The 12,069-nt window shown below is 63.5% G+C and carries 6 protein-coding genes and 3 pseudogenes; 6 read left to right on the top strand and 3 right to left on the bottom strand.

Translation table 11 applies throughout. The features are described 5' to 3' along the window. The first annotated feature begins 37 nt into the window (after positions 1 to 37). The 4 genes and pseudogenes from XpopCFBP1817_RS00050 (at position 38) to XpopCFBP1817_RS00035 (ending at position 4,827) form a co-directional block, all read left to right on the top strand. Complete coding sequence (locus tag XpopCFBP1817_RS00050) at positions 38 to 1,624, top strand: APC family permease (protein ID WP_128415454.1); 1,587 nt, start codon at positions 38 to 40, stop codon at positions 1,622 to 1,624. Between the two features lie 46 nt (positions 1,625 to 1,670). Continuing rightward, positions 1,671 to 2,666 (top strand): annotated as a pseudogene (locus XpopCFBP1817_RS00045) (S9 family peptidase); the annotation flags it as partial. Further along, on the top strand, positions 2,663 to 4,303 hold the full coding sequence (locus XpopCFBP1817_RS00040) for a DUF5597 domain-containing protein (protein WP_425479028.1): 1,641 nt from the start codon (positions 2,663 to 2,665) through the stop codon (positions 4,301 to 4,303). The pseudogene XpopCFBP1817_RS00045 and the gene XpopCFBP1817_RS00040, both read left to right, overlap by 4 nt. 227 nt (positions 4,304 to 4,530) lie before the next feature. Further along, the gene (locus XpopCFBP1817_RS00035) at positions 4,531 to 4,827 is read left to right on the top strand and encodes a flagellar basal body rod protein FlgC (RefSeq protein WP_128415452.1); all 297 of its coding nucleotides are present in this window, start codon (positions 4,531 to 4,533) and stop codon (positions 4,825 to 4,827) included. A 667-nt stretch (positions 4,828 to 5,494) separates the two neighbouring features. On the opposite strand, the pseudogene XpopCFBP1817_RS00025 reads toward XpopCFBP1817_RS00035, so the two are convergent. Next, positions 5,495 to 6,321: pseudogene (locus XpopCFBP1817_RS00025) on the bottom strand (hypothetical protein); the annotation flags it as partial. Between the two features lie 193 nt (positions 6,322 to 6,514). After that, the gene (locus tag XpopCFBP1817_RS00020) at positions 6,515 to 8,080 is read right to left on the bottom strand and encodes a S53 family peptidase (protein ID WP_128415451.1); all 1,566 of its coding nucleotides are present in this window, start codon (positions 8,078 to 8,080) and stop codon (positions 6,515 to 6,517) included. A 504-nt stretch (positions 8,081 to 8,584) separates the two neighbouring features. On the opposite strand from XpopCFBP1817_RS00020, the gene XpopCFBP1817_RS00015 reads away from it, so the two are divergent. Continuing rightward, positions 8,585 to 10,942 (top strand): glucosidase family protein, encoded by a 2,358-nt coding sequence (locus XpopCFBP1817_RS00015; RefSeq protein WP_128415450.1) that lies wholly within the window; start codon positions 8,585 to 8,587, stop codon positions 10,940 to 10,942. A 94-nt stretch (positions 10,943 to 11,036) separates the two neighbouring features. Beyond that, positions 11,037 to 11,150 (top strand): annotated as a pseudogene (locus tag XpopCFBP1817_RS22000) (IS5/IS1182 family transposase); the annotation flags it as partial. A 62-nt stretch (positions 11,151 to 11,212) separates the two neighbouring features. Here XpopCFBP1817_RS22000 and XpopCFBP1817_RS00005 read toward each other — a convergent pair. Beyond that, positions 11,213 to 11,944 (bottom strand): AAA family ATPase, encoded by a 732-nt coding sequence (locus XpopCFBP1817_RS00005; RefSeq protein WP_158251260.1) that lies wholly within the window; start codon positions 11,942 to 11,944, stop codon positions 11,213 to 11,215. Positions 11,945 to 12,069 lie beyond the last annotated feature (125 nt).

The following is a 12,069-nucleotide window of genomic DNA, read 5'->3' as shown; positions in this document are numbered from 1 at the left end:
CAACAGCAACCGCGCTTTCCACGCTTCGGGGCGACGAATGACCACACACGGTGCGAGCACGCAAGGCAAGTTCCACAAGCGACTCAGCCTGACCGACCTGACCTTTATCGGGCTGGGGTCGATCTTCGGCTCGGGCTGGTTGTTTTCGGCCAGCCATGTCTCTTCCATCGCCGGGCCGGCCGGCATCGCGTCTTGGATTCTCGGCGGCATCGCGGTGCTGCTGCTGGGCCTGGTGTATTGCGAACTGGGGGCAGCGCTACCGCGTGCCGGTGGCGTAGTGCGCTATCCGGAGTATTCGCATGGCGCCTTGCTCGGCTCGCTAACCGGTTTCATCACCTTGATCGCGTTTTCCAGCCTGATCGCGATCGAAGTGGAAGCGGCGCGCCAATATGCGGCGGCGTGGTTTCCGGTGCTCAATCAGGCCAATGGCAGCCATCCCAGCGTGTGGGGCTGGTTGGTGCAACTGGCTTTGCTGGTGCTGTTTTTTCTGCTCAACTATTTCAGCATCAAGACCTTTGCGCTGGCCAACAACATCTTCAGCGTGTTCAAGTTTCTGGTGCCGATTCTGGTGATCGTGCTGCTGATGAAGCACTTCAATCCGGGCAATCTGACCGTGCACGGATTTGCACCTTCGGGCATGGCCGGGGTGGAAGCGGCGATCTCCGCCGGCGGCATCATCTTCGCCTACCTTGGCTTGACGCCGATCGTGTCGGTGGCCAGCGAGGTACGCGAGCCGCAGCGCAATATTCCGATCGCCCTGATCCTGTCGGTGGCCTTGTCCACGGTGATCTATGTGCTGCTGCAATTGGCGTTTCTGGGCAGCATCCCGGCCGCACAGCTGGCGCAGGGCTGGAGCGGCATCGACAAGGTGTTTGCGTTGCCCTACCACGACATCGCGCTGGCCTTGGGCATGGCGTGGTTGGCCGCGTTGGTGATCTGCGATGCGATGGTCTCGCCCAGCGGCACCGGCAATATCTACATGAATGCCACCCCGCGCGTGGTGTATGGCTGGGCGCGTAGCGGCGGGTTCTTGCCGGTGCTGACGCGGGTGGATCCGCACTCGGGGATTCCGCGTCCGGCGTTGTGGTTGAGCCTGGGCCTGTCGATCTTCTGGACCTTGCCGTTCCCGTCGTGGGAGACCTTGATCGGCGTGGTCTCGGCCGCACTGGTGCTGAGCTATGCGGTGGCACCGGTCACTGTGGCCGCGCTGCGCCGCAGTGCGCCGGACCTGCCACGGCCGTTCCGCGTGCGGGGGTTTGCGGTGTTGGGGCCGCTGTCGTTCATTGTCGCCGCATTGATCATCTACTGGTCCACCTGGCCCACCTTGTCGTGGTTGCTCGGTCTGCAGGTGCTCGCGTTCGCGCTGTACGTGCTGTTTCGCTTGCCCTCGCGGCAGGGCCGCGCACGCTTGCTGCGTCAGGTGCGTGCATCGCTGTGGTTGATCGTGTTCTTCATGCTGGTGATGGCGGTGTCGTGGGCCGGTACGTTCGGTGGCCATGGCTGGATCATGCATCCGTTCGATACCTTGAGCGTGGCGGTGATTGCGTTCTTCATTTACCACTGGGGCGCGCGTAGTGGCTTGCGCAGCGATGAGCTGGCGCTGGAGGAGGACGATGGCGAGTGAGCTGCGCCGCGATGCAGGTGTGTCCCGTTGGCTGCGTGGGTTGGCTGCCGATCACGATGTGGCGATGGCCCAGGACGGCCGGCATTACGTCGATGTCTATTCGCGTCCGGATCTGCCGCCGGTGATGGAGCTGCACGCCATCGACGGCCGACTGCTGCAGCAAGTGGAGCAGGGCACTATCGACGCGTTGCTGGCGGCCGGCTGGCGCGCGCCGGAGACCTTCGTGGCCAAGGGGCGCGATGGGCGCACCGACATCTGGGGCATGGTGGTGCGCCCGCGCGATTACGACCCGCGCAAGAAATACCCGGTGATCGAGAACATCTACGCCGGACCGCACGATGCGTTCGTGCCGAAGACGTTCTGGCCGTTCGGCTATCACTCCGGTGGCGACAAGCAGATCGGCATGCAGGCGCAGGCGGATCTGGGTTTTATCGTGGTGATGATCGACGGCATGGGCGCAGCCAATCGGTCCAAGAAATTTCACGACGTGGCGTGGAAAAACCTCGGCGATTCCGGCTTGCCTGATCGCATCGCCTGGCATCGTGCGTTGGCCGCCAAGGATGCCTCTTACGACATCGGTCGGGTGGGCATCTATGGCGCCTCGGCCGGTGGGCAGAGCACGCTGGGCGCACTCGAACGCCATCCTGATTTCTACAAGGTTGGCGTGGCGTTTGCCGGTTGCTACGACAACCGCATGGACAAGATCAGCTGGAACGAGCAGTGGATGGGCTGGCCGGTGGATGCCGGTTATGCGCAGGCCTCGGGCGTGGTCAATGCGGCTAAGTTGCAGGGCGATCTGCTGTTGATCGTCGGCGAGCAGGACACCAATGTGGACCCGGCCTCCACTGCGCAGGTGGTCGATGCGCTGATCAAGAGCGGCAAGGACTTCGAGCTGCTCAACGTGCCCGGTGGCGAGCATTCGGTGGGCCGATCCAGCGGGCCGATCGCGTATGTGCAGCGTCGCCAGTACGACTTTTTCGTGCGCCATCTGCGCCACGAACCCACACCGCACTGGAATTCACTCCCATCGGAGGCGCAATGATGCGTTCGCTTGCTTTGCAGTTGGCACAACCGCCTCGCCGCGTCGCACGTGTGCTGTACCTGCTCGCGGCACTGGCAAGCTGCTGGCCGCAACTCGTCAGTGCTGAAGAACTGCCGCGTTTCGTCACTCAGAACGGCCGCCATGCGGTCTTCGTCGATGGCGCGCCGTATAGCGTGCTGGCCGCGCAGCTGCACAACTCCAGCGCGTGGCCGGCGGTATTGCCCAAAGCGCTGGACGAGGTGGTCGCACTGCACGCCAACACGGTGGAAGCGCCGGTGTATTGGGAGCAGTTCGAGCCTACACCTGGCCGCTTCGATACCACCAATGTGGATGCCTTGATTGCCGGCGCGCGCAAGCGTGGCCTGCGCGTGGCGTTGCTGTGGTTCGGCAGCTGGAAAAACGGCCAGATGCATTACGTGCCGGAGTGGATCAAGCGCGACGAGGCCAGGTATCCGCGCATGCGCGATGCCAATGGCGAGCCAGTAGACGTACTGTCGCCGCATGTGGCCGCCAACGTACAGGCCGATGCGCGCGCGTTCACCGCGTTGATGCAGCACCTGCGCAAGGTCGATGGCGAGCACCACACGGTGATCCTGGTGCAGGTGGAAAACGAGCCGGGCGCGATCGGTACCGTGCGCGACCACGGCCCGGCCGGCGAGGCGGCGTTCGCGCAACCGGTGCCTGCCGCCATCGCGCGTGCGCTGGGCAAACCGCAGGGCAGTTGGCAGCAGCTGTTCGGTGCAGAAGCCGCCGAAGCCTTCAACGCGCATGCCACGGCGGCGTATATCGAACAGGTGGCCGCCGCCGGCAAGCGCGCCTATCCGCTGCCGCTCTACGTCAATACCTGGCTGCGCTACAAGGGCAAACGCCATCCGGGACTGGATTACCCCTCAGGCGGTGCGACGGAGAACATGTTCGCGCTGTGGCGCGCGGCCACGCCGTCGATCGACTTTATCGGCACCGATATCTACACCAACGACTACACCGAATACACCAAGGTCATCGGCCAGTATGCGCGGCCGGACAACCCGGCCTGGGTGTCGGAGACCGGCTTCGAAGCGGCGACGGCGCCGTATCTGTTTCATGTGCTGGGGCAGGGCGGGATCGGTTTTTCGGTGTTCGGCATGGATGGCAACCAGGACAGCGAGGCCAACCGCAGCGCGATCGCTGCGCACGCGGCCAATTTCAAGCTGCTCGCACCGATGCAGCGCGTCGTTGCCCAGGCGGCTTTCGACGGCCGGCTGCAGGCCGTAGCCGAACAGCCAGGTGCGCCGCAACGCACGCTGCGCTTCGGCGATTGGGAGGCCACGGTGTCGTTCGGTGCGCCGATGTGGGGCGATGCCCCGGCGATTCTGCCGGGCAACGACGACCACGCCGGCCGGCTGCTGGTGGCCCAATTGGGGCCGGACGAGTTTCTGGTCACCGGCATGGCCGCGCGCATTGAATTTTTCCGCGATGCGGCAGATACCCGTCATGGACAATTGTTGCGGGTGGAGCAAGGGCGGTATGTGGACGGGCGCTGGCAGCTTGAAAAACAGCTCAACGGCGACCAGACCGACTACGGCCTCAACTTCGGGCGTGTGGATGCGGCCGGCGAGGTGCCTGTGGTGTTGCGGGTGCGGGTAGGCACGTATTGAGGGTGCGTGAGGCAACCGCGCAGCAGTGAGGCGGGCGTAGCCTGAATCGGTGGTTGGCGCACGTGGATGGTAGTTCCTGTCGGCCGGTTCTCCCCACGTGGGGTGCTCGCCACGCTTGGTTGGCGTAAAAGCGACAGCAGCACGGCGCGGTTGCCAGCGCCAGTGCGTTGATTGGTTTAGTAAACGAGCGTCATCGGTTATTTCATCGTTTCCGCACCGGAGCCACCATGAGTATCAGCACTATCGCCAATTCCGGAATGCAGGTCGCCGCGCTGCGTCAGCAGGTGGCCGCCAGCAATGTGGCTCGCCAGCCAGTTGACGGCAGTCCGCGTCAGACCGTTGCGGCCAGCACGCAGGCCAATGGTGGCGTGGCGGCCAGCGTGGTCGATGCCGCATCCGATCCATCGGCGCCAGCCACCGATCTGGTCGAAGGGCTATCGGCACGCAACGATTTTCAGGCCAACGCCACTGCGCTGCGCCGCTCCGACGAGATGCTAGGCAGTTTGTTGGACGTGTTGACTTGAGCGCTCGGAGTGGACGACGGCCGTTGTCGATTTGTTGCATCGCGTGCACGGCCTTCAGTCTGATGCCGTACCTGACGACAGCTGGATCGAGGTTCACGCTCTGCAGATCGTTGAGTCAGTAAATTGCTGGCGGCTTCGCCCGCCCGGTTCGATGAACGACTCGACATCTCGGTTGTCGTGTTAGTGATTGAATAGTGCGGATAGATCAGTCGTCGAGCGGCTGATCCGCAGCGTTGCTTCAGGGCGCTTGCCCGCCCACCATCGCGGGACACTCTGCAAGCACGTTCTTGTAGGCGCTTATGCGCCATCCATGCCGCATAAGGTCCCGCGACGGTGGGCGGGCAAGGACCAGTCGAGAGTGGCGGTGTGCATGGTGCAAGCAGTGCATGACGTGCGTTGTCTGGATCACGACGAGTCCAATAAGCTCCCCCGTGCAAACAGAGCGACAGTACGCTCTCCCCCAAGTCACCGATCAACGTCTTGGTGCGATGTCCTTGCCGATTGCGGGACCGTGTGGCGGCATGGATGCCGCCACCGAGCCTCCGGGGATGGATTCACGGCGTGTCCCGCGAGCGGCGAGGGCACTGCGCCCTCGACTGACTAGGCTTTTGACCTAGAGCGTCATGCTGAAGTCGTTGTACTCACTTCCCGTCACTGCCCGTCCGAGCATCATGCGTGCACGTGGCGCGGCCTTCTCCCAGGCTGCCTGGACCGTCTTGCCGTACGCGGCCGGGTCATCCACTTGCACGTTGCCGCCGGTATGATCGTCTGCCGCGTAGACGCGCTGCAAGCCGAGCCGTGCCGCCAGCCGCGCGGAGATCTGGCTAGTCTCGTCCTGGCGATTTTCTGCAGTACGCAGCCGTGCCACCAGCGCCGCATCCAACCCATCGCCAGCGCGTTGCCCGGTCTGCGCAAGTTGCAGCCATTGCACCAAGGCATACGAGGGATCGCCCGAGGCCAAAAACAGCGCAGCCAAGTGCCAACGCTGCGCCGGCGTGGGTGTGCTCGGCCAGGTGTCGAGTGCTGCGCGTACCTGGCCGATGGCGGTTGGAACATCCAGCCCGGTCGCACGTGCCGCGTCGTCGACGTTGGGGCAATAATTCGCACTGTCCTCCGGCAAATAGACCGCCGGGTGACGGCGTATCAGGTCGCAGGTTTCTCCGGAGAGATCCTGCGTGGTGATGATGGTCGGCCAATAGGCGGCCAACCGATCCAGCAACGGCTGCAAGCGGGCTGCACTGATGTCGCTACCCTCCGGCAGCTGCGACAGGTGCACGCTGCCGAGGACCAGCACCTGGGTGCGTGGTGCAGCCATCTCGGCATCCAGCTGCGAGAGGTCCACCTGGCCTGTGCGATGCAGGGCGCGATCAAGGCCAGCCACAGCCAGGAACGCGCTGGACGTTTGGAGATCTTGGCCGATTCGGCGCTGGCATTGAAAACACGTACTGCCGCGCGAGCAGTCAGGTGCGAGAGGGGAAATGCGCGTGCCTGCATGACGTTCCTTGTTGGTCTGATCTTGGATACCCCGGCTGCATCGCTTTGATGCAGCCGGCGTTCGTGCAGTGAGTCTGGCTGGAAGGGCACGCAGTAGCGTGGCCGGAAAGTCACTTGGCCAACTGGCAGGGGCGCGATGCGCAGGTGCCGCGTGGTTATCGCCCTGGCAGCGCGCCAATCGCTGCAGCCGGCATCACGCGCGCTTGAGCAACGCCGTCAACCGCGCGCCGTCGGGTACGCCGAGCCCGGTGTTGGCATCCCATCCGGCCGACGCACGGAAGCCGCCGTTGTCGCCATCGACGATGTCGCGGAAGGCATCGGGTTGGCCGTACAGGCGCGGCACCACAAAGCTGGGTTGGTCGTGATTGACCGCGTAGATGCGTGCCAGCAATGCTGCCCACAAGGGTGCAGCGGCGCTGGTGCCGCCCATCACCGCCGGATGCCCGTTGATATGCAGGTAATAGCCGGTCTGCGCATCGGCATTGGCGGCGACATCGGGCACCCCACGCATGCTCAGTTGTTGGGAGCGATGCTGTTCATCGGTCAACAGCAGGTTCTTCTGCCAGGCCGGGCGCGCGAAGAATTTGCTCTGCCCACCGCCGCCCTGCGACCACGCCTGTTCGTTGGCGGTCTCTGCAGTGACGTTGAGACGCGTGCCACCGCAAGCGAGGACGAACGGGCTGGATGCCGGGAAGCAGACGTTCAAACCTGGTTGCCCGTCGCTGGCGCCATCGTCGCCAGCGGCGATGCAGACGGTGATGCCCAGCAATGCGGCGGCTTGAAACGCACAGTCGTAGGCTTGACGCGACTGCGGGGTCCACTGCGTTTCGGTGAAGCCCCAGCTGATGGCGATCACGCCCGGCGAATGCTCGGTATCGTGGATGGCGGCGTTGATCGCCTCCAGAAATCCGTTGTCGGTGTTGGACGCGAAATACACCACCAGCTTGGCGCCCGGCGCGATCGCTCCGGCAATCTGCAGATCCATTTGCGCTTCGACATCGGCATTTTTGCTGCCTGTGCTTAGCAGATTTTCCGCACCGGGCAGCAGCACATCCACCATGGCCGGCATCGGCAGCTTCAATTGCGCGAAGTAGGCGGCCATCTGTTCGCGTGAATAACCGCCGCCGAGCACGATGATGCCGATGCACTGCCCGCGCCCGTCGTGTTCGGGGAAGCCATACAGTTGCGCCAGCTGCGGCGGCGTGTACTGCATCACCGGGCCCGTGCTGGCTGCAGTGGGCGACGGCGCTGGTGGTGATGCAGCTGCAGATGGCGTGGGTGCGCTCGGCAACGTCTGCGCCTGCGGACGCGCATCCAGCCCGAGCACGGCGGCGACGATGCCGTCGAGCGCTTGCGGAATCGACACCGGCCCGGTGCGGCCGCGGTACCGCAGCCCACCTTGCACATACTCGCGCAGCCTGACCTGAAACGCCGCCTCGCATTGCTGCACGGTTCCTTCCAGGATCACGTTGCCGCTGTCCGCATGCGCGCGTTCCACCGTCAATCCATAGCTGGCGGCGAAGTGCTCAACCGCCCGAAGATCCGCTTCGCTGGCAGCGAAGCGTTGGCTGAATTGAGCGCGTGAAAACGCTACCGGTGCAGTGTTCGCCTGCAGTTGCAGCAGCACTGCGGCAGCGGCATTCAATGCAGGCATGCGCACCGTCAACAGCACGCGCAGCCGTTCGTCTACCGGCGGTGGCCCGGCCTCGATGTTGGACGCTGCGGTGTGGCGCTCACTGCCTGCAAGGATGGTGTGCATGCGGGGTTGAATTCCTTCAGATGGGGTGGTGCTGCGAGGTCGGTGATGAAGCGCGCATCTTTGGCTGCTGGGGCTTGTGCCGCGGTTGGATTGCACGACGGCATTGCCGGCGCGCATCGCATTGAACATTGAAAAGCATGCGGGCACCTGGTCAGCGCCATCGACGGTTGCGATGGCTCGTCATGCGAAGCCAAACCGTGCAAAACCACGCTGTATGAAACGCCGCCATGCGCACTGCCGCCGCTCCACTCACCATGACGGCACGCGGTTGCGTGATGCCATTGACGTTGCGCAGCGGCTGCAGCATGGCGCGGTCTCGTAGCACAGCCAGCGACAGTCCCGACAACCCAGCCAGAGACAGAACATGGCATCGCAGCAGGCACAACCGCAAGTCGGTCGCTGCGCTGTTGTGTGCAGAGTTCCGCATACGCGCCAAAGACCTGCCACAAGACGTAAGGCGCGCAGTCGCGCACGATGTCGGAGAGATCACTCAAGGGCGCGACGATGGACCGTAGAACGTTTCTGCGTCAGGGCATGGCGGCCACGGCAGTTGTCGGCGCCGGTGCCGCGATGGTGACGCCGGCTGCCAGCGCGGCTGCGACGACACTACCGCCGCCCCCGCGCCCGCGATTGGATGCACGCTCTTCTGCCGCGCATGTCGGCAGCAAAGTCTGCAATTTTCGGCATCTGCAGCAGGACTGGACCGTCTACGAGCAGTTGGACAGCCCGCAGGGTCAACTGACGCTATGGACCGATAGCGGCATGCTGCGGCTGGACAAGCGCACCGAGCCGGCCTATCCAGCACAGGGCAAGCCGTACTTCGGCATGTCGCTGGCAGAGGTGGCGATGGCCGACGCCGATCTGCTCGCCGACCGCCTGCTACGCGATGGCGATCCGGACGAATCACAGGTGCGCGATGTCGCGCCGCCACCGGCCTCGCTGCTCGATTCCAAGGACAATGGCGGCCGCTGGCCGTGGACCACGTTCGTCGGCACCCGCGAAAGCCTGGACACCATGCCGATCCTGCCCAACGGCCGCAGCCGTACCTCGCGCCCGGAGCAGGCCTTTGCCGAGTTGGGCGAGGACGCGCTGATCAAGCGCCGCGAAGAAGGCATGCTGGGTGGCTGGATGCCGGCAGTGCGCAAGGTCATGCGCCGCGAGGGCGAGGCCGATGCCTGGTACGAGGTACTGGTGTTTGCCGACGTGCGTGCCAGCGACCGCTTCGTGGTGCAGACCTGGCATCGCACGATGCACGTGCGCGGCGGCGAGATCGTTGGCGTGCACTACACGCACAGCTATCCCGCGTTTGCACCTTCACGCAAGGCGGCTACTGCCGAACAGTTCTACGCGGCGTTGATCGATTTCGCCGCGTACTGGCAACAGGCCTTGGACGGCACGGTGCAGGCGCAGTTGCCCGATGCCAGCTGGAACGACATGGCGCAGTTCGCGTTTGCGCGCGAGCTGGTGGTGCGCCCCGGCGGCGACTACCCCAAGTACGGTGCGGTGGAGCGCGACTATTACGGCAACGAGTACGACGGCTTTCAGGACACCTTTACCAGTGCGTTCTACGCCAATCTGGAATGGGGCCGCTTCGCGCAGGCCGCCGCGGTGCTGGACAATTATTTCGACGCGTTCGTGCAGGACGATGGTCTGCCGAATATGCGCGGGCCGGAGGTCGGGCAGTTCGGGCTGACCCTGTCGCTGCTGGCGCGCTATCTGCGTTACACCGGCGATGCGGCGCGGCTGCGGCGTCTGTTGCCCAAAATCGCTGCCACTGCGCAGGTGCTGTGCGACTTGCACGACCAGGCCCTGGCGTTGCCGCGCAGCGCGCATGGTCATTGCCTGCTGCACGGCTGGAACGAATCCGATGCCTGTCTGTTTCCCGATCCATCGCTGTGGTGGAAACCGTATTACGCCAATAGCGCACTGACGATTCGCGGTTGGGAAGACATCGCGCAGGTCTGGAGCACGCTGGGTGGCGATGCGGGTCTGGCAGCGCAGTGGTTGCGGCGTGCCAAACAGCTGCGCACGCGGTTGGAAGCCAGCTTGCGTGCCAATGTGCGTGGCGAGGTGTCGCCGCCGTATGTGGGTCCGCTGCCCGGCACTAAACTGACCTTTCGCCAATCGTTACTGCAGGAAAAGCCCAGCGAGCAGCAATGGCCGCACCGCGCCTATGCCGAACTGTTGCAGGCAGATGTGTTGCCGGACGCGTTGGCTCATCTGGTGATCGATTGCCTGCGCGGCCATGGCGGCACCAGCATTGGCGTGGTGGCCAACATCGCGCCGCCGGAGCCGGGCAGCCGCGATCTGCTTGGATTCATTTCCTACGGCTATGCGCAACAGCTGCTGCGGTTGGATCGCATCGAAGAGTATCTGTTGTTCGTCTACGCACATCGCTATCAGGTACACACGCGTGGCAGTTGGACGGCGGGCGAAGTCAGCGGCATCACCGGCGGCATGCCGTTGTTCTGCATTCCCGCGCAGATGACCATCCCGCTGCTGCTGCGCTGGATGCTGGTCAGCGACGACAGCGCAGGCGAGCAGTTATTCCTTGCGCGTGCGCTGCCGCGCGCGTGGCTGGGCAGCGGTGCAACCGTGGGCATCACCGCAGCGCCGACGCGTTGGGGCAAGGTCACCCTGACACTGCGCACCGAGACCGACGCGCGCCGCATCGAGGCGCAGGTGCAACTGCCGGAGCAGGCCCCCAAGCGCACCTGGCTGACGCTACGTGCGCCACAGGGCACGCGGCTGGAGCGCGTGCTTGTGGACGGCAAGCCGGCACGCCTGCAAGGCCCGCATGCGGATCGCGTGGTCTTGTCTGGCAGCGCTGCCGTTGTGACCGTGCAGGCATGGTACGTGTGATGGCTGTCAGCGTGGACCGGGCAAGCGTTACTGCGTAATTAGAGCGGCTAACAAAACCTCTTGAATGCTGTCGACAGGGTGGCAAAACGGGGCCATGGCACGGAACAAACAGATCCCTAGCGCGCTGTGGAAGCGCATCCAACCAGTGATTCCGCAAGTCAAGCCTTCTCCTAAAGGTGGGCGACCTCGTCTCGGTGATCAGCAGGCCCGGCGAGTTCACTTTTGAGGTCGACCTGACCCCACCGTCTCTGCACTATAAGTGGTCTACCCCTACGCCGCAGCTGGCTCTTCTGCTGCGCCAATACTCGCCGAGTAATGATCTCCAAACCCTGCCGCCACGAACACAGCCTGGAACTTGGTAAAGTAGTAGTTCAGATCGTACTGATTGAAGTCCATCACCGTAATGCTGATCCCGTCCTTGTGTGATCCACGATCCAGGTAGCGCGCCAAGGGGGCGAAGGTTGCGTCTTCGGCCCCAATCTTCTTCAGCGCTTTTTTGTGTGTGAACCAGAAAAAGTGTTCTAGGATGCAACGCATGGCATTGGGAACCATGATCGCAGGCATATTGGAGTCGCGCGCGTCTCGCAGTACCTGCCACAATGCCTGGTAGTCGTTCATGAGCTCTGCGGCTTTCATTGGAACGACTTTTGTGTGCTCGGACTTTACAACACGCAGTAGCTGGCAATTCTTCGATGCCTTGGAAAGATCGGATCCACCGATCGTCTGCCGAAGCACTTCGTGTAGAAAGAACAGGTTGTGCGTTAGTACGATTACTTGGCGCGGCCTGGGTGCCCCATCCTCCGGGTTGATCAGTTCGCCATAGATGATAGAGGCGATGTCAAATACAAAGTTGTGGGACAGGCTCGATATAGGATCATCAATAACTGCGTTTGTCCTCCCGAGGTCCACTGCGCCGGCTTCGGCATTGTCCGAGCCGCCAAGGCACTCAAGGTAGTAGAGGAAGGAAATGAGCGTCTTCTCGCCTTCGCTCAGCGAACTCATGTGTCCTTCGGCCTGCCCGGGGGCGTGCAAGGAAATACAAATTGCCCGGCGAATTCAACTCTGAATCGCAACGCTGTTGAGGATCTCCTCGGAGAAGACGTCGAGGGGCGTTTTGAATCCAAGTA

This window comes from Xanthomonas populi, assembly GCF_002940065.1.
In the GTDB taxonomy this organism is placed as follows: Bacteria; Pseudomonadota; Gammaproteobacteria; order Xanthomonadales; family Xanthomonadaceae; genus Xanthomonas; species Xanthomonas populi.
The sequence above is the reverse complement of the archived record's forward strand: the minus strand, read 5'-3'. Positions and strand labels throughout refer to the sequence as shown.